Source organism: Frankia alni ACN14a (assembly GCF_000058485.1).
Lineage (GTDB): Bacteria > Actinomycetota > Actinomycetes > Frankiales > Frankiaceae > Frankia > Frankia alni.
The window spans coordinates 925,212-951,525 of record NC_008278.1; the positions used below are offsets into that span (position 1 = coordinate 925,212).

A 26,314-nucleotide genomic window follows, 5' to 3' on the forward strand; every position below is an offset into this window, starting at 1 on the left:
TCGACAGAAGGGATGGCCGGTGGCACTCGGACCCGAGGAGTTCTTCGCGTCGGACCCGGACCAGTTGCGGTCGATGATGGCGGCCATGGAGGGGCTGCGGCGGACCCTGCCGACGCTCACGGCGCATCTCCCGCCGCATGACCCGACCCGTCGGCGGTTCGCGGTGCTGACGGCGTCCGCCACCCTGTCCGACGCGATGGTGCAGGGCCGGTGGTCGGAGGAGGAGGACGAGCTCCTCGCCGAGTTGGAGCGGTTGGCGCCCGAGGGCCTGCGGACGGACTCCGGTGAGGACGACACCGTCACGCTGCGCTTTCTGATCGCGATGACACGGGCGTATCGCTGCCAGGTCCTCACCGCCCGCCCCGGGCAGCAGCCCACGGTCGCGGAGATCGAACGGGCCGTCGAGGAGCTGGAGGCTGCGTTCGCCGAGATTTCCGCCGGTCCGTTGCCGGCCACGGCCGCCAGTCTCGTCGCCGTCGTGCCGGTGGGGCACTGGCTCGTCGCGATGCTGCTGCTGGAGCTTGTTCGCCGGGGGCCTGTCGGCGCCGGCAGCCGGGAGCCGCAGGACCGGGCGGCGGCCGAGCATCTGCTGGACCGGGCGCGCCAGCACTGGTCGACGGGTTCGGTGGCGGGGCTGCCGTTGAGTCAGGACAACAAGGACATGATCGACCTGCTGTCGCGGCGGTTGTCGAGCGCCACCGTCGATTCCATTCCCGTCGATCCGGTCCGAGCGGCGCAGCGCGGTTCCACCCCCGTCCCGGACCCATCATCGGCCGCGCCCCCCGGCTCGGACCCGCCGGCTGCGCCGTCGCCCTCCGGCGAGCAGGCGTCGCCCGCGGACCCGGCTGCCTCCGCCGAGGCGTCGAGGCTGGCCGCGCTGGAGGAGGGCGTCCGCCGGCTGCGTGAGATGTACGCCGAGGCGGGCGAGGCCGACCGCGGTCGGGCCGCGCTGTCGCTGGGGTTGGCGATCGCGGACTTCGTCGATCACCTGCCCGCCGGTGACACGCGGCTGCCCGAGCTCGCCCGCGAGGGTGTCGGGCGGCTCACCGAGGCCGAGGCGGACGAGCACTCCGCGGAACTGGCGTCCGCCCGGGCCCGGGCACTGTCGCGACTCGGCCATCGGCTGCGCGTTGCTCCGCCCACTGCGACGGTCCAGCCATCGGCCGATCGGCTGCCCGGCGCACCCTTCGACTTCGGGCCTGGCGTGGATGTGAACTGGCCCGCCTGGCGCGAGGCCGAGCAGTGGACGCGCAGCGGGTTCGACGTCCTGCGTTTTCTGTCCGCGATCGCTCCCGGCGAGTACGAACCGGTGGTGCAGGCCGCCGAGCGGCTGGCGAAGGTCTCCGATGCGTCCGGTCTGGGCAGTGAGGCGACGCGACAGGCCGGTACGGCCTACCTGAACGAGGTCCTCGCTCATGCGGACACGGTCGGGCTGGACGACGGGCAGTCCGTTCTCATCCGGGCGTTCCTGCTGATGTTCCGGATCGTGCGGGCCACGGAGGTCGACGGCGGCGGCCAGCCGGTGGACTGGCCCAGCGCCGCCGAGCTCGACACCGCCATCGCCGATCTGGAGGGTGTGGACCATCAGTCGCTGATGGCGGTGCCCGCGCCGATGGCCGGGATGACGAACGTGCTGCTCGCCGGGCTCATCGTCAGCCGGGTGCAGATCGACATCCGGGACGGTGTCGATGGTCGTCCGGTGTCCTGGTACGACGACACGATCCGGCGACTCGAGCAGGTGCGCGGCCATCTTGCCTCCCCGCCGCCGATGTTCGGCGGGATGGCCCAGACCCTGCGGGACGCCTGTGACCGCGCAACGGCGGATCTCCGTCTGGCACGCGACGTCGTCGCCCGCCTGCGATCCGCCCCACCTCGACCCCCCGCGCCCTCGCCCGCTCCGGCCCCGTCGCCGCCGCCCGCGCCGGCCCCGCCCCCCGCTCCGGCCGCGTCGGCGCCGTCCGCCCCGTCGCCTCCACTGGGTCCGGCGCCATCGTCGATCTCGCTCGAGGATTCGCCGTCCCTCGTCGAGTCGCCGTCGCCCGCTGGGTCGCCCTCGCCGGCCGACCCGATTCGGCCGGGCCGGGGTGGCGACGCCGTCGCCGCGGCGCTGCTGGACGAGGTCGGGGGCAGCCACCCACGGGCCGAGGAACTCGCGCGGCGGGCGTCCGCGAGCCGGCGGCCCGAGGACATCACCGCCGCGATCGAGATGCTGCGGGTCGTCCGCCGCGGCCTCGCCGCCGGCGATCCGACGCACGCTCTGGTGCTGGCCGAGGTCGCCCGCATGCTGGGTCTGCGGGCGCGGGTGACGGACTCGCCGCAGGTGCTGTCGGAGGCCATCGACGCCGGCGTGGAGGCGGTCCGGGCCGTGCGCGGCAGCGCGTCCGCGTCCGCGGTCGGGCATCTGGTGGCCCTGCTCGTCACCGCCATCGGCAGCCGGCAGACCATCGGGCCCGTCGACCGGGCGCAGGCCGCCCTGCTCGAAGCGCAGCAGGCGCTCGACCCGGCCGACTCCCGGGGCGCGGTCATCCTCGCCGTCGCGATCGGCGCGGCGCGCAGCCTCCAGACCTGGCAGCGCGGGCCCGCTGCCGCCCGGACCGCGGCGGCCGCACCCCTCCCGTCACCCTGCGTCGACGTCGAGCGGATGCTGCCGGACGGGGACCTGGCTGTCGCGTGGTACGGGCCGGCCCGTCAGGTGTACGTGTGGGCGCTGGCCGAGTCAGTCGGCCATCGGGACCGGGCCGCCGTGGATGTGGCGCTGCGGGTGTCCGCCCGGCTGGAGAAGCTCCTCGCCGCCGATCCGGCGGCCGTCGGGCAGGTGGACCGCGATTCCGACGCGTTCGCCGGTCTGGCCAGTCTCCTCGGCGCGGGCACGTCCGACGAGCTCGCGGGGCTGGGGCTGGCGCGCGAGATGCTGACGATGCTGCGGCAGGGCGGGCCGTTCGCGGCCATGCTCGACCAGGCCGTCGAGCAACGGTCCGCCGGACGGACGCCGTCACCGATGCCGGCGGCAACCCCGGCCGCGGCGCCGCTGTCGGGGAACGACAGCGAGCTCTTCGCCCGGCGCGGGTTGGCACTCGCCAGGCGGGTCCTGGGGCCGCGCCAGCCCGGCGGCCGCCTGGCGGGGACCTCCGGAGCGGGTGACCGGCCCCAGCCCGATCTGCTACGGGCCGCAGCGACGGACCTGCACGCCGCGTTGGGCACCGGCCTCGCCGACGCCGAGCTGCGGATCGAGTCGAACGCGACCCTCGGCTGCTGCCTCGCCGAGCTCTACTGGCAGGCGGAAGCCGACTCCTCGGCGGCGGTGTCCCGGTGCGACGCGACCGCGAGCGCCGTCGAGGTCGCCGATGCTGTCGCCGCCGATGCTGTCGCCGCCGCTGTCGACGACGCCGCTGTCGACGACGCCGCTGTCGACGACGCCGCTGTCGACGCCGCCGACGCCGACGACCGGGTCCTGGTGCGGACGCTGGTGGACGCCGTCGAGCACATCGGCCGGGCGCTGGCGGTCAGCGCGCACGCCGAGCCGACGCTGCGCCGAGCGGATCTCCTCGAGACGTTGGCCCGCTGCTACCGGGAGCTCTACGAGCGGGAGGTGCGCCCGGAGGGCTGGCTGGACGCGCAGCGCACCGCGTCGGCGGCGCTGCGGGAGCTGTCCCGGCTGGTGATGGTCGTCGCCGACCCGGCGCAGAGTGCGGCCGCGGCGAGCCGGGCGAACGACATCGTGGCCCGCGCCGTCGGCTGGAGCCTCGCCGACGACCGGCCCGATGCCGCTGTGCGCATCGCCGAGGCGGGCCGCGCCCTCGTGCTGTCCAGCACCGCGCTCGCCGGTGACCTGGAGCATCTCCTGCGGACCGCCGGACGCGATGATCTCGCCGACGCCTGGCGCAGCGGTGGCACCGAGGGACGGCTGGCAGCCCTCGACGGTCTGTGGGAGCTCGAGCACCGAATCGGCCCGCTGTCCACGCCGTCGGCGAACGAGATCCAGGTGGCGCTGGCGAGAACATCGCTGGACGCCGTCATCTACCTCATCCCGCCGGCCGCGGCTGACACCCCGGCGGAGGATGCCGCCGGCGCCGGCGCCGGCGCCGAACCTGGCGCTGGTGGTGGTGGCGCGGCTGGGGCCGGCGGTGTCCGGGCGCGGGCGATCGTGCTGCGGCCGCTGTTCGGCGAGGCGACGGTGCTGGAGCTGGCCGGCGTCGACGTCGGCCCCGACACCCCGCTGGACCGCTACCTTCGCGCGTTCCGTGCCGCGGTGGACCTCGCGCAGGCGAGCGGGCGCCGCGAGTTCTTCCTGACCTCGCCCGGCGGACCAGCCTGGGCCGACGCGCTGGAGGACCTCGGCCGTTGGGCGTACGACACCATCGTCGGGCCGCTCGTCGAGCACACCCGAACCTGGCGTCTCGGCCGGGAGCCGCGCGTCGGGCTGGTGCCCGTCGGCACGCTGGCCGCCGTCCCGTTCGCCGCGGCGTGGAAGCCCGACCCGGACGTCGCCGGCGGACGGCGCTACGCCGTGCACGACCTGGTGCTCAGCTACGAGGCATCCGCCCGGCTGCTGGCCCAGACCGCGCGCCGGCCCAGGCAGGAACTGGGCCGCCGGGTGGTGTTCGTCACCGATCCGACCGGCGAGTTCCCGTTCGCGCGGCGGCTGGCCAGGCAGCTCCGACAGCGGCAGTACCCGGGCGCCGAGATGTACGGGCTCAAGCGCGATCCGAGCGGTCTGGCCGACACCGCGGCCGTGCTCGGCGCGCTGCCCGGGGACGAGCAGCCCGGTGCGTCACTGCTGCACCTGTCCATCCACGGCAGCGCGTCCGCCGCTGGTGCCGAAGGCCGCCCGCCGGAGCCGGCGCTGCTGACGGCCGACGGCTGGCTGCCGCTGACCAGGATCCTCGCCCAGGCCCGCAGCCGTCCCCCGGACGCGCCCGGCGGCCTGATCATCACGGACGCCTGCCTGACCGACACCACCAGCCTGCACTTCGACGAGTCGCTGACCGTCGCCACCGCGCTGCTCGCCGCCGGCGCCACCGGCGTCGTCGCCACCCGGTGGCCGGTCGACCACGCGCCCGCCGCGATCCTGACCTACCGTCTGCACTTCCACCTGCATCGAGGTCACCCCGTCGCGCAGGCGCTCCGGCTCGCCCAACTGGACCTGATCGCCCCCGCCGACGCCGTCCGCCAGGGGCTGGAACCCCATCTGGCGGCGCTGCCGGACAGCCTGCTCGCCCACCCCGCCAGGTGGGCCTGCTACGTCCACCACGGAGTCTGAGGGGAGCCAGACGGCTCGACCGGCGAGGAGGGTGACGGCGTCGTGGCCGTCAGTGCGATCGCCGGCGAGTCGCTGCACCTCGACAACGTCGCTGACCTTGATCAGATCGACGACATGCTCCGTCGGACTCTGCCTACGCCGTGTGCTGCGGCGTCGGTCGACTATGCAGCGTGATGCCCTCGGGCGGGTGCCCGAGCGTCACCCGGCCCACGCCCGGCATCAGCCCGGCCCACGCCCGACCGTCGCCCGTTCGCCCCGGGTTCACTCGATGTCGGCAGGTCGGATGATGGAGGTGGCAGATGGAACCGCACACCTGACACGGGCGGTGACGGTAGGTGCGGGTCCCGGCCCGTCCCTGCCGTCGCGGCCACCCGGGCCAGATCCGCGACAGCTGCCCGGCGGCGAACGTAGCTCACCGCCGGGCAGCCCGAGCCTTCCGTCAATCAGGGCAGTACTCGCCCGGGGGCGGGCTCAGGCCCATTTCTGGTAGCTGCCGTCGTTGCAGTCGAGCGTGTACACCTGTCGGGAAGCGTTGGAATCGAGGCAGAAACCCGTCGCCAGATTGCGGAACGAGTACGTCCCATAGTCGTTGCGGGTGACCTGCCACTTCTGGTAGCTGCCCACGTTGCAGGCCAGAGTGTACACGCGCCTCGCGGCATCGCTGTCGAGGCAACGGCCGGTGGCCGCATCTCGGAAGGTGACCGCCGTAGCGAACTCGGTGGTGCCGACCGTCCATTCCTGGAAGTCCCCACCGTTGCAGCCCAGCGTGTAGACCTCGCCCACATCGTTGCTGTCGAGACAGAAGCTGGTAGCCAGATTCTTGAACGTAAGGCCGGACGCCGCCTGCGCGGTTCCCGCCAGACCGACACCCAGGAGCACTGCCGCCGCCACGAAGACCGCCATGACCGGCCGCATGGCCTTCAGTGCCGCGAGCTCGCGGCAACGCCGACGAGAATTTATGCGCATGATTGTCATTGTCCCCCGTATCGCGCTGACAAGTCGGAAATTATGGTTGCAGGTCACAGCTGGAGCGTCAACGCGTCCTGGATACGTATCGCTGTCCAAAAACGTGACAGATAATGCGGACGACTGGCTGACCGACCACGCGCAGACCTCCGGCACGGTGTGGATGGCCTGGGAATGGCGGCCCTCGGCGCGGACGAGAGCCCGTAGGGTGGAGTGATCGAGGAGACGGCCCGGTCAAGCACCGTCGCCGGGGTGGGATCGAAGCGGGTGTGCCGTTGTCCGGCGGCGTCCGAGTAGGAGTGACAGCGTCAGGCCGGTTTCGACGCGATGCCCTCGTAGGCGAAGCCGAGTTGGGCTGTGCCGCGCATCGGAAAGGTGCTGGCCGACTCCAGCGCCAGTCCGGCCTTCTCGACCAGGTCGTCGATCCGGCGGTTGAGGCGGCAGCCTCCGGCGATCCTGCTCCAGGCGGGTGTGATCCGGTCCTGCCAGCGGGCGACGGTGGGCCGGGGTGAGCGGCCGTGCTCGGTGAAGTGCAGTGTGCCGCCGGGCCGCAGTACGCGATGGATTTCGCGCAGTGCCCGTTCGGTGTCGGGGATGGTGCACAGTGTCCAGGTGGTCAGGACGTGGTCGACCGACGCGTCGGGAAGCTGCAGCGCCTGACCGTCGTCGCCGATGAACTCGACCGTGACGGGTGCGGCGGCGATGCGGGAGGCGGCGAGCGTGCGCCCCACGGAGGCGGGCTCGACCGCGAGCAGGCGGGTGACTCCCGCCGGAAGGTACGCGAGATTGCGTCCCGACCCGAAGCCGATCTCCAGGACCTCACCGGACAGGCCGGCCGTGACACGCGCCCTGGCCTTCTCCATCGGCCGGCCGAGGACGAGATCGACGATGCGGGGCAGCACCTGGTCGTCATAGAAGCCCATCACGACTCCTTATCGGGGCCTGGCCTGGGCGGCACCTGCGAAAGTCAGAGCCACCCTCGGCGCTGTCGGTGGAACCACGGGCCATCGGGGTTGCCTCGATGATGGCCGAGACAGGCCGGACGGCTGCAGGATAGTCGCGACATCGACGGCCTGATCCCAGATCTGGAGCCGCTCGGGCCGAGGAGGGCAGCCACGCCGACCGCTGCGCGACAGCTCTCTTACGGCCCCCGGCCGGTGCCTGCGGAGGTGGATCGCTCGTATGCGTCCCCCTTATCCTGCGGAGGTGGCTGTCACTCGCGTCCTGATCGTCGGTTTTGACCCCAACGCACTGCCGGGTGTCGACGCCGAGGCGATTGCGCGCGGTCTCGCGCACGGCCTTGAGCGCGTCCAGGCGGCTGGCTGTCTGGTCGAGCAACTCCTCGTCCCACTCGACGAGTCGGCCGTGGACCGGATCAAGCGAGCGGTTGTCGGCCAAGCATGGGATGTCATTGTCATCGGCGGCGGTATTCGCAAGCCCGAGCCGCTGCTGGAGTTTTTCGAGACCGTGGTCAACCTCATTCACAGCGGCGCGCCGGCCGCCAGGATCGCCTTCAACTCCGACGGTGGATCAAGCCTCGAAGCCGTCCAACGGGTCCTGTCCTGACAAAATCCGCGGCCATCACCTGGTCCAGGTGTGCTGACCGAGGAATTTCGGTAGAATCATGCGCACGCACCTGCAGGACGGAGTGGACGGTGCCATGGCGGTCACGATGCAAAGGCGGTTGCCGTGATGTCGCTCGCGAGGTGAACCGACTCGTGGCCGTAGACGTCGGGTCGGTCCAACCGCAGGACAAGGCAGAACCTGCGGTCGGCGCCGTAGGCTCGGCGCAGCTCCTCGAACCGGCACCGCAAATAGTGTGCGGCGGCAAGGTTGGTGACCCCCGTCTGGCCGGCAATCAGAAATAGCGGCCGAGCGCCTGGGGAAGGGAAGACCCTGGCCATTATCACGAATTCCCGCAGTCCGGGCTCTCGAACAAACTCGGAACCGCCGGCGACTATCGCGATCGAGTCGGGCTGATCTCGGCGGTACGGTGTGAAACCTGCGCCGGGGAGGTAGGTCGCGATATGCCCTGCTGTTCGGTTGTTGGCAAAGGGGCCACCGATGCAGAACTCAACCCGACCGCCGGTGCCCTCCCGAAACTGGTCGGACTGGAAAATCTGGAACCCCGTGCCTCCGTCGTTGGCGATACTCGCCACCTCGACTAACGCTCTGACATCGGAGCGCTGCACGCCGAACGGGTTGTTCATCTGCTGCCCGATGACGACGGCACACTCCCCGGCGCCGGAGAGGCCGAAGAACGCTCCGTACCGACCTTTTCGTCGAAGAAACTCGACTCGCCGCCAGCTCCAGACCAGACTCCCGGTTACGACGCTGGTCGGAACGCCGATCGCGACATTGACCACTATCGATGACATGTGACTCCCGAGAGGAGACGGCGCGGTCGCAGAGCCGCGGCGGTCGGGTGCCGTGCGATCATCGACCGCCTACTGCGGATTTTCGCTTTCCTCTGGTGTCTCATCTCGCCGCGTCACGGCGAGACCCAGGCGACGGCGCACCACCCGGCGACCGAGGTCCAGCACCGAGGGATCGTCGTACATCACGAAGCTCGTGTCGGCCGCCAGGAGCGTGCCGTTGAGCTCCAGGGCGAGCGCTGCCGGATCCTCGTCGGGCGGCAGTTGTCGGAGTTGGACCGCTGTTCGCACAACGTCGCGGATGAGCTGGACGAAGCCGGAGTGGAACTCGGCGACCTTCTCCTGCACCGGTCCGCGGTGCGTCCCCATCTCCAGCGCGGCGCCCGCGAAGAAGCACCCGCCGGGGAAGACCCGCCGTTCGAGATGATCGAAGAAGCCGTCGCAGAACGCGAGGAGCTGTGGCACGCCGGGGTCGGCCGTCAGCGCGGGCTCGATGACCTCCGACCGGAAGATGACGCCAGCCGCCTCGACGGTCGCGAGCTGCAGGTCCTGCTTGGAGTCGAAGTGGGCGTAGACACCGCCCTTGCTCATGCCCAGGTCCTTCGCGAGGTTGCCGATGCTCAGGCCCTCGAGGCCGTCGACGGTCGACAGTCGCACCGCCGCGTCGAGGATCGCGGCGCGGGTGCGATCCCCGTCCGCTCGTCGCTGGCGCGTGCGCGTCGCCCTCTCCGCCATGACCCACATCCTAGTTGACGCGAGAAACGATCGTTCGTACTATCGCTCTATAAAAACGAACGTTCGTTCTTATACTGCGGAGGAGGGTTCGCCGATGGCGAGCAAGGCGGTCATCAGCCTGACCACGGGTCTCGAGGACCTCGAGAAGGTCACCGTCGCGTTTCTCGTGGCGGTCGGCGCCGCGGAGACCGGCAGGGAGACGCTCATGTTCCTGACCCAGGAGGCGGTCCGGCTGGCACTGCCCGGGGAGGCGAAGGGCGAGGGTTGTGCCGGCTGCCCGCCGCTGGAGTCGCTCGTCGAGCGATACAGGATCGCCGGTGGCCGCTACTTCGTGTGCCCGATCTGCGTCGATGCCCGCAACATCGACGCCAGCCTGCTGATCGAGGGCGCGGAGCTGAACGGCACCGTCCCGATGTGGAACTGGATCGGCGACGACGGCGCGACGACCTTCAGCTACTGAACCGGCGTTCTCTGCCCGTCGGCATGCGGGCTGGCCCGCGTCAGTGCCCGAGGACGCGGCGCAGGATCTGGTCGGCGCGTTGCCAGGCGTCCTCGCCCGGCACGACGGGGCAGACCACGACCCGGCCGGTGTTGGCCGTCCTGTCGACCCAGGCGCGTCAACGGCCGCCGCTACCGCGACGCGGTCGTCCCGATGCACGAGGTCGGGGTGATGCTTGAGTTCCGTGCCTGGTCCGCCCGTCGGACGGCCCGCCCCGGCCGGAGTGAACGGTGGTCCACGACTTTCGCGATTCTTCCGACTGAAAGGACCCTCGGTGGAGATTGTTCGCGCTGCATCGGTGCCGGACCTGGGGCCGCAGCATCAGGGACTGTCCTCGCTGTGGCTACGCGGTCCGGGGCAGGACGACTCACTCGACGTCGCCATCGTCGGATTCGAGCCGGGATCCGCCACGCCCCCGCACGTGCACCACGGTGGTCAGACGCTTGTCATCCTCTCGGGCCAGGGCTTCGTGGAGGTCGATGGAGTGCGGACCGAGGTGTCGACCGGGGACATCGTCGTCAGCCCGCCCGGAGAGTCGCACGTGCACGGCGCAGCGGACGACACTGCCATGGTGCACGTCTCGGTCACGACGGGCCGTAACGAGCTTCTCCGGGGCCTCGGCCCTGCTGCCGCCGGGGATACGGCAGTCGAGTAAAGCGGCGGGCAGGTCGCCGCGGTGCGCACCCTCAGCCCAGCCAGCGTCCGAAGGGCTGCATCGTGTGGTGGGCGGCCATGGCGGAGCCGGCGGGGCCCATCAAAGCCTTGTAGCGCTGCCAGCGGCGGTTGAACAGGACGACGAGTTCCGCGTCGTGGCGACCCTCGTCGGCGAGGACGAAGTTCTCCAGCGCCGTCTCGCATTCGTCCCAGCTCTTCGGCGCGCGGCCGACGAGCCGGGCGAGGTCCTCCCGATCGGCCTCGGTGACGGCCGCGCCGATCTGGTCGGCGCGTTCGAGGTGGCGGGCCAGGCGGAAGGCGATGCGGATCTGGTAGGTGACGTACGGGTCCTCGACCGAGATCGACCGCAGCGAGCGGGACAGGTGCTGGTGCGGGATGGAGACGGGGGAGGAGACCGGCTCGGGGATCTCCACGGGTTCGAGGTCGATGCCCAGGTACTCCGCCATGGTCTCGACGGCGTGCAGGTTCGTCTCGCTGACCCACTGGGCGTAGGTCATGTAGTCGGTGTCCAGGGTCGGGCGGGCCAGCGGGCCGTGGAAGGAGAGCTGGTTGGTGAGGGTGAAGAACAGGTGGTGCCACTGGATGGCGGCGAGGTCGACGGGCCGGCCGGTCAGCTCGGCGTACCGGTCGTACAGCACGGGGAACTCGCCGTAGGGGATGACGGTGTCGCGCATCCGCCAGGCGGCGAGGTCCATCATCGGGTCGCCGATGTGGCCGATCTCGACGTCGACAAGGGCGACGAGGTGGCCGTCGGCGTGGTGGAACTGGCCGGAGTCCCAGACGATGGGCGCCTCGCGGTCGGAGGCGGGCAGCGGGTGGCGGCGCAGCCAGCCGAGGACGAACTCCATCAGCGGGTCGGGGCGCGTCTTGCTCGATCGGTAGTGCTGCTCGAACCGGCGTACTCCGATCATCGCGGAGTCGCTCGGCGACGTCCCGGAGATGACCCCGGCGGCCTTGAACGGCTCGACCGGGAGCTGGTGCATCCTCGCCAGTGCCTGCAGGTACTCGTCGACCACCACGTGGCGTTCGTCGTCGGTGGTGCCGGCGAAGTCGGGCCGGCCGGGGACGGCGGCCATCGCGTACGCCCTCGGTTCGTCGCACCAGCCGTGCACGCGCGGGACCGGGACACCGTGCTCGTCGAGCAGCCGCTGGAACAGCATCTCGTGTTCGAGCGGGAAGATCAGGGACGTGTCGGACCGTTCGCCCCGCACGACGACGCGTTCGGTGACGCCGCCGCGGTCGATGTCGACGAACCACATGGGCCGCCATCTCGGCTGCCGTTCCCACGACACGACCTGGCCGCCGAGCAGGGACTCCAGCCAGGCTATGACGCGACCGTCGTCCTTTAACTCCGTGTCACGGGCATCCGATGCAGCCATGATCATCCTCCGGTGTCCAGCAGTCCTCGGCGCGGCTCCCCTCACCCTCGCACGGACAGTCGCGCCGGTCTCCTGACATGCGCGGCCGGCACGCGCCGGCGGCTCGTCGACGACAGTAGCCCGCGGGGCCCCGGACGGGCCCTGGGAGCGGACCATCGACGCGGCCCTTCCCGTCCCGCTCGCATCTCACCTCGGTCCCCGGGAACGGACCGCCGTGGGCCCGCGCGCGAAGGCAGGCAATGTCGCCATGGAACCCCGGAGCCTGGGACGGTCCAAGCCCGAGGCCCCATGGCTCGGCATCAGGCTCCCCGCGCGGCCGGTGAGGCCATCGCTGACTGACGGTAAACCCGACAGGCCAGAGACCGGGACCCGTCACGTCTCCACCCGTCGCCGGAATATCCTACGACTCCCTCCGGGCTCACCGACCCATTACCTGTGCCGGAGGGGCGATCTGCCTACGTGGCCGACACCGGGGGGTGGGAAGTGGGATCAGGATCGACACGGACCTTCGACGAGTTCTGTGAAAGTTTCGAGATTTCGTCTTTCAGGGGAAACGACACCGCTGCCTTTGGGATACCAGGTCGAGCCGCAGTGGATTTTTTTGTGCCACCCGTACTGGTGGAGAAGGAGAACGAAGAATACCCGCCGGTGACGCTGGTGTCCGCCCGAGGAGCGGCGGGTAAGAGTATGGCGGCGGTGGAAATAGCGGCTCGGCTCGATGCCCCGCTTTGGCGTCTGGAACTCGACAAGGCGGTGAGCGCGACTTCCCTGGAATACGCGCTCGGCCAGTACCTTGGTAGCCACGATGTGAGGAGTCGTCTCGATAAGGACCGGCATCAGTTCATTGTCGTCGACTCCCTGGATGAGGCGCGTGCTCGGGTTTCGGGTGTGTCCTGGACCGAGTTCATTGAGTCTCTCGGACTACTCGCCGAACACGGTCTTCGATATGTGCTTTTCGGGCGTGAGCGCACATTAGAGGACGTCTGGGTTGGGCTGTGCGATCTCAATCTCCGGGTGGCCTGGTGGGAGATCTCCCATTTCGCGGCACCTCAGTGTGCCGAGTACATCGATGGCGTGGTGCAGAAGCGCGATCCGGAAGCGACCTGTTCTTCGTTCGAGTATCGGGCTGCACGTGACGCGCTGGTGGCATCACTGCGGAGCGCGGCAGAGGGCCCCCACGCCGGGGCATTTGTCGGGTACCCGCCCGTTCTCGACGCGGTTGCAGCCATGCTGATCAAACGTCCAAATCTGTTGAGTATACGTCAGCAGTTCGAGCCCGACGGTCTTCCGGCGGAAGGCCGGATCGAGCTGCTGCAGCGCATCCTCGGTGGACTACTGGAAAGAGATCAGACCAAGATCAGTTCGATGGCCGTGGAAATCGGGGTCGACCCGAAGCTCACCTACCGGCCGCACGAGCAAACCCGCTGGCTCTGTCACTTCTTGGAGGGAGCTGACCCGCCGGACCTCGCCTACATCGCCAGTGCCACGGCCCGGCAGGATTATGTCAAGCGTATCTCAACGTTCGCCTCTGAGCATCCGTTCCGGACCGAGAACAAATGGGCAAGCCCGGTATTCGAATCCTATGTGGCATCAGTCGAATTCGATAACTCGGTGTTCTCGCCGGCACGCCTTGTGGAGATCGGTGACACCTCGGGGTTGCTGCTCGACTTCGTCGGCGGGCAAAGCGATCTGCTGATAACCGAGACTCAGTTTGCGGCGCTACACGCCTCAATCATCGCCTCCGAGTCAATCAGATCGATGACGAACACCAGTATCAAGCAGGAGTTGGACGGCACGTTCGATGGAATGTTCGCAATTGATCGGGGTGGTGAACCGGCACGTGTGACCAATTTCAAGCTGATACCCGACTCGGCTGATGTCCTGGAGATCCTCGGCCCGCTCGCCGAACTTTCGGTGCGCAGTCAGGGCGCTGTTGTGATCAAAGGGAAGCCTCAGGGAACCGTGCTCGGCCCCGACCTGTTCATCCACGCCGGAGCCGTGCGATTCGAGGGGCCTGCGCTGGAATTTGCCCGACGGTCCGAGGTCGACTCGGCTGGTGGGGAGTCGGAGCCGTCGGTGGTGATCGAGGCGCGCGACTCGCTGCAGCTTCCGCCAAGCTCGACCCAGTTGCCGGCAACCAGCGAACTTGAATTCCGAGTGTCATCGGAGATGAAGTTGCACTATCCTTGGTTCGAATATCGGGTAGAACTGGTGGACGAAGAGGCTCCCGACAAGAAGGTGGTTCGCTTCCTGAACAAGTTGATGAACCTCACCCGGGCTCATGGACACTCCGGTGAACGAGGCACCTATATCAAGAAGTTCGAGGGGCGGCAGCCGTTCCCGCCCGCCGAATTCAGCGCAGCCCTCGCCGCGCTCGTCGCGGCCGACGTCGTGCGGATCGAGGGCGAACTCATCTTTCTCCGGAACGAATGGGAACGATATCGGTACAGCGGCAAGGCGTTGCAAGGACAACGGCAGTTGTCGGACGTAATCTCCGCCTGGGGGCCAGTGATCTACGCGATCGAGCAGAGTGTCTGGGGGCGGTAGCGAGGCCGCTCCGGGAGGTGCCGGCAGGCCGCCGGGGCCTCTCCGGCTCGGCGACCTGTCAGATCGGGCCCGGCCGACGATGCGGCTGCGGCGGCCGGGCTGTGGGTGGTCAGCCGACGTGGGTGGGCGGTAGGCCGCGGGCGGCCACCTCGGCGCGGACGGCCGGGATGATCTCGCGGGCCACGAGTTCCTGTTGGGCGACGGTCGGGATGGCCAGCAGCAGCGCGGTGAAGCCGACCGCCAGGATCTCCAGGAGCTGGTCGATCACCTCCTGGACACCGCCGGCCACCGCGCCGGCGCCCGGCTGCGGCGGCGCCCCGACGCGCACGATCACGTTGCAGGCGCAGGTGATTGCGGCGGGATCGCGGCCCGCGTCACGGGCGGCCGCCAGCACGGACTCGCGCATCCGGCGGGCGCCCTCGAGGCCGATGCGGCCCACCGACGGCAACCAGCCGTCGGCGAGCTCACCGGTCAGCGCGAGCGCCCGTGGCCCGTACGACCCGAGCCAGATCGGGATCGGATGGTCGGGGCGAGGCTCGATGCGGGCGCCGTCGACGGAGAACTCGCGGCCGCGCACGGTGGTTGACTCGTTCGACCAGAGCCCGCGGATGATCGTGATGGCCTCGCGCTGACCGGTGATCTTCTGCCCGGGGGTCCGGTCGGGCAGGCCGAAGGCGCGGAACTCCTCGTCGTATCCGCCCCCGCCCAGGCCGAGGACGAACCGGCCGCCGGAGACCCGGTCCAGCGTCTCGGCCGTCTTCGCGACCACCGCCGGCGGCCGGTAGGGCAGCGCCAGGACGTTCGTGGCCAGCTCGATGCGGCGGGTCTGGCCGGCCAGCCAGCTCAGGGCGGACAGCGGCTCGACGGTCCGGCTGTGACCGTGCAGGTGGTCGCTCAGGCTGAAAAGGTCGTAGCCGAGTTCGTCGGCGCTCTGGGCAAGATCCAGGGTTTGCGACGCGGACAGCCCGCTCACCGCACCGCCGGCGCCGAACACCAGCCGGGACCCGTCCAGGCGGCTCACCGCGCACCGCCCCCGGCGGGGGTCGGGGTGATCGCTGTGGTTGGTGGGGTCAACGTCAGTCCTTCGACGGATGTGTTCGGCCCGCAGGTGCAGCAGAGGCGGCGGCGCTCCAGCGGCTCAGCGCGCGGGTGCGCTCGCCGGGCCCGGTGTGGCTGGCAGTGAGGCCGCCTCGGCGGCGTCGGAGACCTCTTAGTTTGGATCACATATAGTATGTATCACGAATCAATAAGGTCGGCAATGCCAACTGCCGGCGGTACAGTGTTCGCACGGCGACGCGAGGGAGATCCGCGGTGGGCGCGACGTTCACGACACCGGTGGCCCTGGTGCGGCTGTCCTACCTGGTGAACTCGATCTACGCCGACGTCTGCGCCGGTCACGGCCTGTCCGTGCCGCAGGCCCAACTGATGTGTGTCCTCAGGGACCAGTCCCGCGGCATGGGTGAGATCAGCGTGATGCTCCGACTGGACAAGTCCAGCGTCACCGGCCTGGTCGAGCGGGTGGAGCGCCGCGGCTACCTGGGTCGCGCCATGTCGGCGACCGACCGGCGCGCCGTCACCGTCTCCCTCACCCCGGAGGGCAAGCGGCTCACCGACGCCTTCTACGACGAGGTCAGCCAGCGGCTGACCGACCTCGTCGCCCACGTCCCGGCCGCCGATCGGGATCATCTGGCCCGCATCGCCACCGAGATCGTTGTCGACGAGGGCGTTCCCGACGTGTTCGGTGCCCTCGCGTCCTGAGCGGAGCAGGTCCGACCCGCGCGGGTCGTCTCCGCGTGCCGTGAGCCTGCCACCGGCTCGCGGGGCGATGACGATCAGAAGCGGCAGCGCAGAGGGGTGGCGAAGGTCGGGGGCGGGGCGGCGAGGGCGGCGCGGATCGAGCGTTCGAGCACCGAGTCATCGGCGTCGTCCTCGCGGTCGAGGCGCAGGGGAGCGCGCAGCCCCGCCTCGGTGTTGCTGATGAACCTGGGTGGTCCGGTTCGTTTGAACCCGCGGGTGTGGAACAGGAAGGGGTGGGCGAGGATCACGTCCCCGGCCGCTCCGGTCAACTCGGTGAAACTACCGATGGGCTCGGCGAGGACGGCCTCGAACAGCTCCAGGTGGGTCAGGCCGCCGGGATGCTCGGCGAGCACCCGCGCGGTGCGCAGGTGGGAGCCCTCCGCCACCAGCGTCGCGCCGCCGCCCGGCTCGACGTCCGAGAACAGGCCGATGACCAGCAGACCCTGCCGGGACGCGTCGAGCGTGTGCCGGAACCAGTTGCCGTCGACGTGCCAGCCGGTGGTCGGCACTTCACGCGGGTCGCCGGCGCCGTGACTGAAGTTCACCGGCCAGAACCCCCAGCCGCGCTCGCCGCGCCACCGGCCGGGTCCGACGAGGTCCGAGATCGCGTGGGCGAGCGGGTCGGTGAAGCAGGCGAGCACCTCCGGCACCGCCAGCCGCTCCTCGATGTCGTAGCCCGGCGGCCAGGTGCTCGGGTCGTCCTCGCGGATGCCGGCCTTCTGCGTCATCCGCCGCCAGACCGCCCGACGGGCCGCGGCCGCCTGCGCGGCGGTGAACGCCGCCCGCAGCACGCAGAAGCCGCGTTCGACGAACGCGTCGCGATCCGCCGCCGTCAGCACCGCCATCCGACTGCTCCCCCTCCCCGGTCCGGGCAGCTTCACCAGTAGAGCAGCCAGGAGTCGCCGCTCCAGATGCCGTGCCCCTGGAGGGTCAGCCGCTCGTCTCCCGGGCGCACCGATGCCGACGGGGCGATCTGGTGCAGCAGCAGCCCGGAGTGCACGACGAGCTCACCGGGGCTGTACGGCACGTACTGGAGCGGGTGGAAGCGCCGCAGGTCGCCGACACTGTCGATCAGATCCCGCCGCATCGCCTCCAGGAACGTGGCGTGGCTGACCGGCCAGGTGTTGAGGCCGCCGCCGGCCGCGGGCACCCGCAGCGGCAGGGTGAACGAGAACACCCGACTCGCGTCGACCTCATCGGGCCAGTCGAAGAGCCGGTACTGGAGGTCGAAGTGCACGGAGGCGCGTGGGCGGGTGAACACGGCCTCGGTGAACCACACGTGAAACCCGGGCAACGCGAACCACTCGGTGAACCGGACCGGGGCATTGAGGACGTCGACGAGCGCGGCGGCGAGCCGGTTGTAGAGCCAGCCGAACCGATCCCACAGCAGCGGCCGGTGCCGCGCGGCGCGATCGTGGTAGTCGCCCGACTGAGAGTTCGGCGTGAGGTCGAGATAACTGGGCGTGCCGAGGGTGTGGAAGCCGGCGCCTCGCTCGATCCAGCTCGGCCGCTCCCGGTGCACCGCGTCACGGACGTTCTCGGCCTCCCGCGCCGACAACAGCCGCACGGTCGAGACGTCCGGCCGAGCCGCGGACCTGGCCGCGGTCGTCCTCGCGGTCGTGGTCGTCCCTGCGGTCATGGTCGTCCCCGCGGCCGTGGTTGCGATCGTGGTCATCCCATCCTCCTCGCAGCGGGTCCGGGGGTTGTCGTGACAGGTGCGGCGTGGTCGACGGTCGGCTGGTCGGCGGTCGGCTGATCGACGGTGGGCCGGTCGACGGCGGGTCCGAAGGCGGCTGGGCGGCGGGTGAGCAGGTCGACCAAGGAGGCGGTGACGACGCCGCCGGCCCGGCGGTCGTACCAGTCGTAGCCGGGCATCGGGTTCGCCTCCAGCACCCAGTACCGGTCCCCGTCGACGCGCAGGTCCCAGCCGGCGAGCAGCAGGCCGGACTCGGCGGTCGCGGCGACGAGCAGCCTCACCAGGTCTCCGGGCAGGTCGACGTCGCTGAACTCGAGGTCGGCGGCATCGAGTTCGCGGTAGTCGACCGCCGCGGCGCCCTGTCCGTCCCCGTCGGATCGGCGTCGAACGATCTGCTGGGCGTGGACGGCGCCACCGCAGACGTGGACGCGGACGTCCACTCCCGCGACGTACCGCTGGAGGTGCACCGGGCCCCGCCCGGTGCTGAAGCCGGCGGCCACGGTGAACTCCCCCGGGGCGACGCGTCGGGTCCGGGCGCGCACCCCCGACAGCGGCTTGACGATCGTCGGTCCGGCCGCGGCGAACGCCCACAGCCGCTCGCCGTCGGAGCTGGTCAGACTCTCCGGTACCGCGAAGCCCGCCCGCGCGAGTCGAGCCTCGTGCAGCGGCTTCGCGCCGTTGTCCGCCCAGGCGCTCGGCCGGTTGGCGACGGGCCCCGGCACGTGGTCGAGCCACGCCGCCAGAGCGCCGACGAGCGCGCGCCACCGGGCCGCCAGCCGTGGGGCGGCTTCCAGACTGGACAGGTCGGCGAGCCGGACGAAGTACCCGCCCGCCGGGTCCAGGTCGAGCGCCTGCCGGCCGGTGACGAGCCGACTGGCGCCGTCGTCCGGAATCGCCAGCCGCCAGTCGCCGGTGCGCACGACGTCGGCGAGGTCGATCGCGACGACGCCGGCCCCGCGCCGGCCCGCCCCGTCGACGAAGTGTCGCCAGGTGCCATCCGAGCCCAGCCCGATCGCGTAGATCGGTGCGGCGACATGGTCGGGCGGGCCGTCGCCTGCGTCGCGCGGCGGCGCGGCCTGGCTGCCGGGACTCCCCACCTCAGGCCTCCGATCCGGGGAACAGGACCGTGAGTAGATGCGGACCGAGACCGAGCCAGGTCATGCGAACAATGTCGAGCCCCGGGAACGGATCGACGTCGACGAGGTGGGCGCTGCCCCCGTCGTCGCCGACCCGCCAGATCAGCGCGGCGAGGGTGAGCCCGAGCCGTTCGACCACCGCCAGGCTGCGGCCGGGCAGGTCGAGGTCGTCGATCTCGGCGGTCGTGCATCGCCAGGCGGACCCGGCGAGGACCACCACCACCTCGAAGACCGGGTCGGCCGCCGACCACCGCGCCCGGAACGGACCGCCGGCCGCGGGCGGCTGCGGCCAGCGCGCCGTCTCCCGGGTGACGGCGTCCTGCACCCACCACGCCTCGTCGGTCTGGCGGGCGGGGTCGGGGTAGGTCGAGGAGAAGACCTCGATCGAACTCACCGGTTGCCCGGCCGCCATGTCGGTGAGGGCCGCCGAGCCGGAGACGGCGCTGCCGAACGCGACAACGGACGGCCGGTTCACGACGGGCAGGTCGGTGAGGGCGGCCGCCGCCCACAGCAGGGCGACGCACTCCTGGTACTGGAACTGCGCGTCGGGGCGCGCACCGGCGCCGACGACGGGGGGCGGGGGAACCCGCAACAACATCGGCACCCGGGGCGTCACGAGGGCGGACCTGCCCGACACCGCGACGGTGAACAGTTGTGCCGCGTGGAAGGGGTCGAGGACGACGGCACGCCGGCCGACCTCGTCCAGGTACTCGGCTACGAAGGAGGCGACCGCGTCATCGGGCTCGGCGACGATCAGCAGGTCGTCCTCGTCCAGCGCGGACGTGAGACCGGGCGTTGGCGTTGGCGTTGGCGTGATCCGGGCTGTCGGCGCGAGGGAGGCGGGGGCTGCGGCGTCGGTCTCGGCGGTCATCGTGGCGTTCGTTCAGATCACCACGCCGGCCAGCCGCAGGTAGCGGTTGATCCGGGAGGCGCGGAGCGTGGCGGCGACGTCGTCGGCGACGTCGTCGGGGTCGTGGCCGGGGTCGTGGCCGGTGCGGCCCGTCGCCGACGCCCGTGCCCACTCGGAATCATCGAGGTGACCGTCCTGCGGGTTGCCGTCCTTCGCATATCGGTCAGGCGGGTGCTCGACGCTGGGCGAGCCAACGGGTGAGCGGCCGGACGTGTCGTTCGGGAAGCGCGTGGTGGGCGCGCCGACGCCCGGATCCGCCCGATCCCACCGATCTTTCCCGTCTTTGGTATCTTTTGTGTCTTTTCCGTAATCCTTGGTGTCCTTGAATTCCTTCCCGTCCTTGCGGTCCTTGCCGTCCTTGCCGTCCTTGACATCCTTCCATTCCTTGCTGTCCTTCCCCTCCTTGCCGTCCTTGCTGTCCTTCCCGTCCTTGCCGTCCTTGAAGTCCTTGAACTTGCCGGACGGGCTCCTGGCGAAGGTGCCGGGCAGCCCGGCGGTCAGCAGTTCGGAGGAGGTCTCCTCCGGCGACTCGGTCGTGTCCTTCTGCAGTCGTGACCACAGCACGGCCATCACGTTGTGGCGGTCGTCAGCCGTCAGGAACGGCATCACGCGGGCTTCGTCCATGGACCAGGGCATCGCCGGTCAACCTCCTTGGCGTTGCTGCTCTGTCAGCAGGTGCTGCTGCGTGGTGAGCTGGTGCTGCGTCGTGGGATGGTGCCGGCGGTGCGTCGCCGGGCGGGTGGAACAGGAGATGGTCGAAGACCCAGAGGAAGTCGAAGCCCGCGGACTCCGCCTGCTGCGCAGGATCTCGTACGTCGAGGTGGGATGGTTGTTTCCAGGGATATTCGGAGACTGGAAGCACCACGCCGACCTGCAACGTGGCGCCCATTGAAGCTCGACCGAACGTGACGGCGGCCTCCACGGTCTCCATCGTAGCCAGCGGCGGTTACGTTTTTCGAGCGTTGACGAACGTTTCCCCAGGCGCCGGCGGCCGGGTCGAGGCCCTGGCCGGGAAAGCGGGAAACTGCGGGACGGCGTTCGCCGGTTCCGGCGGTCGCCGATTCACGGGACGCCACCCGGACGTGTACGAATCCCGGCGCGGGCCACCGTCACACCCGGTGGGAATCCGACGGCTTCGTCGCCGCCGCTGTCGATTGCCCGAGGCGCCGGCCGGATCGAGGGGCGGGGCTCCGGGAACCGGGGACGAACCTCTCCTATCCTCTCATCAGGCACCTGGGCTGTTGTCGCCGATCGGGGCGGACGAGCGTAGTGGAGGCAGCGGTGAACGCGGAGATCGGCACGGATCCGCAACCGTCCGAGGGCTCGGGCGACACGCCATGGTGGCAGTCCGTGGCCGACGACCCGAAGCCGGTGGAGCTGCGAGTGGACCTGCCGCATCCGGCCCGGATGTACGACTACTACCTCGGCGGGAAGGACAACTTTCCCGCCGACCGGGAGGCCGCCGAGCAGGCTCGGGCCGTCGCACCGAACGCGAGCGTCGCCGCCCGCGCCAACCGGGCGTTCATGGCCCGGGCGGTGCGCCACCTGGCCGGCGAGGCCGGCATCGACCAGTTCCTCGACATCGGCACGGGGATCCCGACGAGCCCGAACCTGCACGAGATAGCGCAGGAGGCCGTCGAGGGCGCCCGGGTCGTCTACGTCGACAACGACCCGATCGTGCTCACCCACGCCCGCGCGCTGCTCACCGGCACCCCGGCGGGACGGACCGCCTACCTCGACGCCGATGTGCGGGACGTCAGGCGAATCCTGACCGCCCCGGAGGTCACGGACACCCTCGACCTGTCCCGGCCGGTGGCGCTGTCGTTGCTCGCGGTGGGCCACTTCCTGCCCGACTCCGACGACCCGGGCGCCATCGTCCGCCGGCTCGTCGACGCCCTGCCGGCGGGCAGCTACCTCGTCCTGTCCCATCTCACGCCCGACCACGACCCGTCGATCGAGGCCGGCGCCAAGGCCTACCGCGCGCGTGGCATCCCGCTGCGGCCCCGGACCCGGGCCGAGATCGAGGCGCTGTTCGGCGGCCTGGAACTACTCGACCCGGGGCTGGTCTGCGTGCACCGCTGGCGGCCCGACGCCACCGTGCCGACCGACCTGACCGACGCGCAGGTCAGCGCCTACGGGGCCATCGGCCGCAAGGGCTGACGCCCGCCCGCTCGGCGCTTGGCCGGCCCCGGTCCGGCGCGGCGGGCGGGGGTCAGCAGGGGCGCAGTGCGGTCAGGCCGGAGCCGCGGGGGAGGGGACGGCCCGAGGGGGCGGTCGCGGCGACCGGGAGGCGGCCGCGCGGCGGGGCTGCGCCGGTGAGCACGTCGGCCAGGGCCGCGAGGGAGGCCGGGTCGGCGGAGTAGGTGGCCAGCCACGCGGCGGCGGCGGTCGGCGGGTGGTAGGGCGTGGCCGTGGAGACGACGACCGTGCCGGGGCCGGTGCGGGCGGGCGGCCCGGCGCCTCCCGCGAGGACGATCGTCACCGGGGCGGTTTCAGCGGCGCCGCCGGGGCCCGCGGCGGCGGATCCGCCGGGGGGCGGCGCGGTGGTGCCCGGCGCCGGGGCGACGACTCCCCGGGCGGCGAGGGCCGCGCGCAGGCGGGCGGCCGCGGTGGACGAGCCGGCGACCGTGACCGGGGCGCCCGCGCGCAGGGGGAGGATCCCGCAGTCCTGCGTCAGGAGAGTGACGGACCGGGACGCGACCCGGGCGGCCACGGCGGGTCCGTCACCGGCCGGCGCCGGGGAGGCATGCGCGAGGCGCCACTTCAGGCGCAGCACGCGCCGCGCCGATTCGTCGATGCGGCCGGCCGGGATCCGGCCGCTGCGCAGCGCGGCGAGCAGGCCGTCGCGGGCCTCGACGAGCCGCGGCGGCATCAGCAGCAGGTCGTCGCCGGCGAGCACGGCCCGCACGGCGGCCTCGCCGGGCGAGTACCGCCTGGTGATGGCTGCCATGTTCAGCGCGTCGGTGACGACCACGCCGTCGAAGCCGAGCTCCCGGCGCAGCAGCGAGGTCACCACCGACGGGGACAGCGACGCCGGTGACCCGCCGTCCAACGCGGTGGCGAGCAGATGCCCGACCATCACCATCGGCGCCCCGGCGGCGACGGCGGCGCGAAACGGTGCCAGGTCGACGGCGTCGAGGCGCTCGCGGGAGGACGCGACCACCGGCAGGTCGAGGTGGCTGTCGACCGACGTCGAGCCGTGCCCGGGGAAGTGCTTCGGGGCGGCGGCCACCCCCGCCGAGGCGAATCCGCTCACGGCCGCGGCGGTGAGGCGGGCGACCGCGGCCGGGTCGTCGCCGAACGACCGCTCGCCGATCACCGGGTTGGCCGGGTTGGTGTTGACGTCCGCGTCGGGGGCGAAGTCGACGTTGATGCCGAGCGCACGCAGGTCCGTGCCGGTCACCCGGGCGGCGTCACGGGCGTCCTCGACGCGGCCGCTCGCGCCCTGCGCCATCGCGTCGGGCAGCAGGGTCACCCCGTCGCGGATCCGCATCACCGGCCCCTGCTCCTGGTCGGCGGCGACGAGCAGGGGAATGGCCGCGGCGCCCTGTAACCCGGCGGTGAGGCCGAGGACCTGGCCGGGGGCGATGACGTTGTCGGGTAACGCACCCGGCCCGGCGCCTGCGGCGTCGAACAGGACGACGCCGCCGAGGCCGAGCTCGCGCACGGCGGCGGCGGCCGTGTCCGTGCCCGCGACCGTCCGGTTGCCGGCCAGTGCGGCCGGCGTGCGGTCATCCGGCGTCGTCCCGAACACGTAGCCCATGAGTAACTGGCCGATCCGCTGCTCGGGCGTCATCCGCGCGAGCGTCGAGTCCACCCACGCCGTCTCCGCGTCGTCGGTCGCCGACCCCGGAGTGGGGTCCGCCGTCGCGGCGGTCCCCGGGGACGCGGTGGGGTGCGCCGCGTCGACGGCCGCGGCGAGCGCGTCCGGGGCCGGGGGCGTGGCGCCGCGGGTGCCGTCCCCGCCGGTCCGCTCCGGATCACGCCCGAAGCAGCCCGCGACCAGCAGGAGGCAGGCCAGCAGCACGACGACGGCCCGCGGCGGCCGGCGCCGCCGTCTGGTCACCACCGACCCGGTCACCACCGATCTGGTCACCACCGATCGGGCCCCGCGTCCGGAGTACCGGAACTCATCGTGTCGATGAGTGATCGACCGCCTTCCTGATCATCCGAGTGAACGAGGACGGCCGTGAGTCCGCCCTGCACGGGCCGACTTGACTGGATGACTTCAGGTGCCTGGTGGACTTCAGGTGCTGGGTGACGTCAGGTGCTGGGGCGCAGGCCGCCGTCGACCTCGATGACGGTGCCGTTGACGAACGACGAACCCGGCGTGGCGAGGTCGCGGACCACGGTGGCTATCTCGGCGGGCTCCCCGCCGCGGCCCACCGAGATGCCCGCGACGATCCGCTCGTGCCACTCGGTCGGGATCGCCCCGGAGTACAGCTCGGTGTCCGGCACGTAACCGGGGGCGACGGCGTTGACCGTCACCCCGTCGGGGCCGTAGTCGTTGGCGAGGCCGACGACGATCCGGTTGAGCGCGGCCTTGGTGGCGGCGTAACCCGGGTCGCCGCCGGCACTGCGCGCCGACCTGGAGCTGATCATGATGATGCGCCCGCCCGGCCGCCGGATCGCGGGGCCGAGCGCCTGGGTGACCAGCAGGGCGCTGACGACGTTCTGCAGGTAGAGCGTCGTGTGCCTGGTCGCCAGGTCGCGCAGCGAGGTCACCGGCGCGGGGTGGGTGCCGCCCGCGTTGTTGACCAGCGCATCGAGGGTGCCGAACTCGCCGGTCACGAACTCGGCGAGGCGTTCGACCTGGTCGGGGTCGGTGACGTCGGCGGCGAAGGACAGCACCGGCGGGCCGCCGACCTCGGCGTTGATGTCCTTGGCCGCGGACTCCAACCGATCGGGGCGGCGCCCGACGATGACCACCCGGTCGCCGCGTTCGGCCAGCGCCCGCGCGATCGCCCGGCCGATCCCCGTCCCGCCGCCGGTCACCACGGCCGTCCCTGCCTGCTCGCTCATCGCAACGCCTCCTCGCGCCGGTTGATGTCGCAATGCATCGGCTTGTACCCAGACGTCCCCAGTCTCGTCGATGCCCCGACCCCTGGCGCCCATCACCCCCCGCCGACCGCCGCAGCAGCGGTGTGGGCGTACTCCGCGCCGCTTGCACCGTCTTCTCGGCGCGCCCGGCCACCGCCAGGCCTGCGCGCGCCGGTCAGGCCGAGGCCGGCTGGTCCGTGCCGCCGGGGACGCGCTCGCGGAACTGCGGGGCGCGCTTCTCCCGGCGGGCGGCGACGCCTTCGTCGAAGTCGAACGCGCGCAGGCCGGCGCGCATCACCGGCACGGTCGCCGCATAGTGCGCGGCGAGTGGCGAGACGGCGGCGTCGTCGATCATGCTGCGGATCATCGCCAGCGAGTCCGGCGAGCAGTTCAGGGCCAGGTCGCGGGCATATTCCCAGGCTGCCGGCAGCACCTCGGCGGCAGGCAGGACCCGCTGGGCGAGACCCAGCTCGCCCGCCTCGGCGCCGAGGAAGACCCGGCCGGACAGCAGCAGGTCCGCGGCGGCGCCGGCACCGATCAACCGGGGCAGCAGCCAGGCCGACGCGTACTCCGAGTACAGACCCAGCCGGGAGAACGGCAGCGACAGCTTCGCGTCGACGGCGACGAACCGAACGTCGGCGGCCAGGCTGACCGCGAACGCCAGCCCGGCCGCCGGACCGTTGATCGCCGCGATCACCGGCAGGCGCAGCGAGCGGATCATCGCGGGGCCGTTCTCCGGCGAGACGATCAGCGAGTCCCGACCCTCGACCGGGGTGTTCGCCAGCATGGCGAGGTCCGCACCGGCGGAGAACGCCCGCCCCGCTCCGGTGATGACCACGGCCCGAACCCGAGGGTCGGCGTCGGCCCGCCGCAGCAGCGCGAACAGCCGGTCACCCATCGCCACGGTCAGCGCGTTCAGCTTGTCCGGACGGTCGAAAGTGATCGTCGCGACCTGGTCGGCCACGTCGTACCGGACCGGAGCATCGTCATGCTCCGCGGTCGTCCGGGTGTCCACCGGCATCGTCCACCTGCCTCTGTCGCTCCGGTCACATCTGGCTGCCGTCCCTTCATACCGCCCGCGATGTTCGCGTGCGCGCCGTCGCCGGGTCCGCGGGTCCGGCCGGCGACCTGGGACACGACGAGCCGGGTGCGGTCGGCCGACTGCGCGGGGTCGAGCCGGGGTGCCCGTGAAGCGGTCCCGGTCGCCGTCCGGTGTGAGATGTAGCGCCCGCGGCGCCCGAACGGGGACGGATGAACGACCGCTGACCGCCATCCGGCCACCGGCATGACACCCTGTGG

General features: G+C 71.4%; 21 protein-coding genes. 7 read left to right on the forward strand and 14 right to left on the reverse strand.

From position 1 onward, the window contains the following. Positions 1-19 precede the first annotated feature (19 nt). Positions 20-5,260 (forward strand): CHAT domain-containing protein, encoded by a 5,241-nt coding sequence (locus FRAAL_RS35720; protein ID WP_011602095.1) that lies wholly within the window; start codon positions 20-22, stop codon positions 5,258-5,260. A gap of 471 nt (positions 5,261-5,731) precedes the next feature. Here the strand turns inward: FRAAL_RS35720 and FRAAL_RS03675 are convergent, their stop codons facing one another. Together FRAAL_RS03675 and FRAAL_RS03680 are read right to left on the reverse strand one after the other, a co-directional pair. Further along, positions 5,732-6,226 carry an RICIN domain-containing protein gene (locus FRAAL_RS03675; protein ID WP_231861493.1) on the reverse strand — a complete coding sequence of 165 codons (495 nt, stop codon included), beginning with the start codon at positions 6,224-6,226 and terminating at the stop codon, positions 5,732-5,734. A gap of 308 nt (positions 6,227-6,534) precedes the next feature. Then, positions 6,535-7,149: a class I SAM-dependent methyltransferase gene (locus FRAAL_RS03680; RefSeq protein WP_041938792.1), complete on the reverse strand. Its 615-nt coding sequence runs from the start codon at positions 7,147-7,149 to the stop codon at positions 6,535-6,537. 283 nt (positions 7,150-7,432) lie between these two features. Between FRAAL_RS03680 and FRAAL_RS03685 the strand changes: the two genes are divergently transcribed. Continuing rightward, complete coding sequence (locus FRAAL_RS03685) at positions 7,433-7,792, forward strand: hypothetical protein (RefSeq protein WP_197537245.1); 360 nt, start codon at positions 7,433-7,435, stop codon at positions 7,790-7,792. 101 nt (positions 7,793-7,893) lie between these two features. Here the strand turns inward: FRAAL_RS03685 and FRAAL_RS03690 are convergent, their stop codons facing one another. Next, a complete protein-coding gene (locus FRAAL_RS03690) occupies positions 7,894-8,604 on the reverse strand; it encodes a hypothetical protein (protein ID WP_041938793.1) in 711 nt (236 codons plus the stop codon). A 69-nt stretch (positions 8,605-8,673) separates the two neighbouring features. Next, positions 8,674-9,336: a TetR/AcrR family transcriptional regulator gene (locus FRAAL_RS03695; RefSeq protein WP_063822678.1), complete on the reverse strand. Its 663-nt coding sequence runs from the start codon at positions 9,334-9,336 to the stop codon at positions 8,674-8,676. A gap of 94 nt (positions 9,337-9,430) precedes the next feature. Here FRAAL_RS03695 and FRAAL_RS03700 point away from each other — a divergent pair, with 94 nt between their 5' ends. Next, positions 9,431-9,796 (forward strand): DsrE family protein, encoded by a 366-nt coding sequence (locus FRAAL_RS03700; protein WP_041938794.1) that lies wholly within the window; start codon positions 9,431-9,433, stop codon positions 9,794-9,796. Between the two features lie 313 nt (positions 9,797-10,109). Then, entirely contained in the window at positions 10,110-10,490 is a 381-nt protein-coding gene (locus FRAAL_RS03705; protein ID WP_157891981.1) for a cupin domain-containing protein, read from the forward strand. A gap of 31 nt (positions 10,491-10,521) precedes the next feature. Here FRAAL_RS03705 and FRAAL_RS03710 read toward each other — a convergent pair whose 3' ends face one another. Then, positions 10,522-11,889, reverse strand: a complete 1,368-nt coding sequence (locus FRAAL_RS03710) for a phosphotransferase family protein (protein WP_083866973.1) — start codon at positions 11,887-11,889, stop codon at positions 10,522-10,524. Positions 11,890-12,492: 603 nt separating this feature from the next. Between FRAAL_RS03710 and FRAAL_RS03715 the strand changes: the two genes are divergently transcribed. Beyond that, positions 12,493-14,436, forward strand: coding sequence for a hypothetical protein (locus tag FRAAL_RS03715; protein ID WP_157891982.1), 1,944 nt, complete (start codon positions 12,493-12,495; stop codon positions 14,434-14,436). 109 nt (positions 14,437-14,545) lie between these two features. Here the strand turns inward: FRAAL_RS03715 and FRAAL_RS03720 are convergent, their stop codons facing one another. Next, on the reverse strand, positions 14,546-15,457 hold the full coding sequence (locus FRAAL_RS03720) for an LLM class flavin-dependent oxidoreductase (RefSeq protein ID WP_011602106.1): 912 nt from the start codon (positions 15,455-15,457) through the stop codon (positions 14,546-14,548). Positions 15,458-15,747: 290 nt separating this feature from the next. Between FRAAL_RS03720 and FRAAL_RS03725 the strand changes: the two genes are divergently transcribed. Further along, a complete protein-coding gene (locus FRAAL_RS03725) occupies positions 15,748-16,194 on the forward strand; it encodes a MarR family winged helix-turn-helix transcriptional regulator (protein ID WP_011602107.1) in 447 nt (148 codons plus the stop codon). A 74-nt stretch (positions 16,195-16,268) separates the two neighbouring features. On the opposite strand, the gene FRAAL_RS03730 is transcribed toward FRAAL_RS03725, so the two are convergent. Genes FRAAL_RS03730 through FRAAL_RS34570 form a run of 5 tightly spaced genes read right to left on the reverse strand, consistent with a single transcriptional unit; the run spans position 16,269 to position 20,611 of the window. Next, positions 16,269-17,078, reverse strand: coding sequence for a phytanoyl-CoA dioxygenase family protein (locus FRAAL_RS03730; RefSeq protein ID WP_157891983.1), 810 nt, complete (start codon positions 17,076-17,078; stop codon positions 16,269-16,271). Positions 17,079-17,110: 32 nt separating this feature from the next. Continuing rightward, the gene (locus FRAAL_RS03735) at positions 17,111-17,908 is read right to left on the reverse strand and encodes a hypothetical protein (protein ID WP_157891984.1); all 798 of its coding nucleotides are present in this window, start codon (positions 17,906-17,908) and stop codon (positions 17,111-17,113) included. Continuing rightward, a complete protein-coding gene (locus tag FRAAL_RS03740; protein WP_011602110.1) occupies positions 17,905-19,026 on the reverse strand; it encodes an ATP-grasp domain-containing protein in 1,122 nt (373 codons plus the stop codon). Before FRAAL_RS03740 ends, FRAAL_RS03735 begins: the two co-directional genes overlap by 4 nt. Before the next feature lies 1 nt (position 19,027). Beyond that, positions 19,028-19,936 (reverse strand): hypothetical protein, encoded by a 909-nt coding sequence (locus FRAAL_RS03745; RefSeq protein WP_011602111.1) that lies wholly within the window; start codon positions 19,934-19,936, stop codon positions 19,028-19,030. A 12-nt stretch (positions 19,937-19,948) separates the two neighbouring features. Next, a complete protein-coding gene (locus FRAAL_RS34570) occupies positions 19,949-20,611 on the reverse strand; it encodes a hypothetical protein (RefSeq protein WP_011602112.1) in 663 nt (220 codons plus the stop codon). 645 nt (positions 20,612-21,256) lie between these two features. On the opposite strand from FRAAL_RS34570, the gene FRAAL_RS03755 reads away from it, so the two are divergent. Continuing rightward, entirely contained in the window at positions 21,257-22,135 is an 879-nt protein-coding gene (locus FRAAL_RS03755) for an SAM-dependent methyltransferase (protein WP_231861494.1), read from the forward strand. A gap of 52 nt (positions 22,136-22,187) precedes the next feature. On the opposite strand, the gene FRAAL_RS03760 is transcribed toward FRAAL_RS03755, so the two are convergent. From FRAAL_RS03760 to FRAAL_RS03770, 3 genes are all read right to left on the reverse strand, one after another. Then, on the reverse strand, positions 22,188-24,044 hold the full coding sequence (locus FRAAL_RS03760; protein WP_041940146.1) for a glycoside hydrolase family 3 protein: 1,857 nt from the start codon (positions 24,042-24,044) through the stop codon (positions 22,188-22,190). A 194-nt stretch (positions 24,045-24,238) separates the two neighbouring features. Further along, positions 24,239-24,997 carry an SDR family NAD(P)-dependent oxidoreductase gene (locus FRAAL_RS03765; RefSeq protein WP_041938798.1) on the reverse strand — a complete coding sequence of 253 codons (759 nt, stop codon included), beginning with the start codon at positions 24,995-24,997 and terminating at the stop codon, positions 24,239-24,241. A 193-nt stretch (positions 24,998-25,190) separates the two neighbouring features. Further along, positions 25,191-26,036 carry an enoyl-CoA hydratase-related protein gene (locus tag FRAAL_RS03770; protein WP_041938799.1) on the reverse strand — a complete coding sequence of 282 codons (846 nt, stop codon included), beginning with the start codon at positions 26,034-26,036 and terminating at the stop codon, positions 25,191-25,193. Between the last annotated feature and the right edge of the window lie 278 nt (positions 26,037-26,314).

Excerpts from the sequence above, each read along its gene's own strand:
- FRAAL_RS03675 (WP_231861493.1), bottom strand. The coding sequence starts at position 6,226 with ATGCGCATAAATTCTCGTCGGCGTTGCCGCGAGCTCGCGGCACTGAAG.
- FRAAL_RS03680 (WP_041938792.1), bottom strand. The coding sequence starts at position 7,149 with ATGGGCTTCTATGACGACCAGGTGCTGCCCCGCATCGTCGATCTCGTC.
- FRAAL_RS03690 (WP_041938793.1), bottom strand. The coding sequence starts at position 8,604 with ATGTCATCGATAGTGGTCAATGTCGCGATCGGCGTTCCGACCAGCGTC.
- FRAAL_RS03695 (WP_063822678.1), bottom strand. The coding sequence starts at position 9,336 with ATGGCGGAGAGGGCGACGCGCACGCGCCAGCGACGAGCGGACGGGGAT.
- FRAAL_RS03700 (WP_041938794.1), top strand. The coding sequence starts at position 9,431 with ATGGCGAGCAAGGCGGTCATCAGCCTGACCACGGGTCTCGAGGACCTC.
- FRAAL_RS03710 (WP_083866973.1), bottom strand. The coding sequence starts at position 11,889 with ATGGCTGCATCGGATGCCCGTGACACGGAGTTAAAGGACGACGGTCGC.
- FRAAL_RS03730 (WP_157891983.1), bottom strand. The coding sequence starts at position 17,078 with ATGGCGGTGCTGACGGCGGCGGATCGCGACGCGTTCGTCGAACGCGGC.
- FRAAL_RS03735 (WP_157891984.1), bottom strand. The coding sequence starts at position 17,908 with ATGACCACGATCGCAACCACGGCCGCGGGGACGACCATGACCGCAGGG.
- FRAAL_RS03745 (WP_011602111.1), bottom strand. The coding sequence starts at position 19,936 with ATGACCGCCGAGACCGACGCCGCAGCCCCCGCCTCCCTCGCGCCGACA.
- FRAAL_RS34570 (WP_011602112.1), bottom strand. The coding sequence starts at position 20,611 with ATGCCCTGGTCCATGGACGAAGCCCGCGTGATGCCGTTCCTGACGGCT.
- FRAAL_RS03765 (WP_041938798.1), bottom strand. The coding sequence starts at position 24,997 with ATGAGCGAGCAGGCAGGGACGGCCGTGGTGACCGGCGGCGGGACGGGG.
- FRAAL_RS03770 (WP_041938799.1), bottom strand. The coding sequence starts at position 26,036 with ATGCCGGTGGACACCCGGACGACCGCGGAGCATGACGATGCTCCGGTC.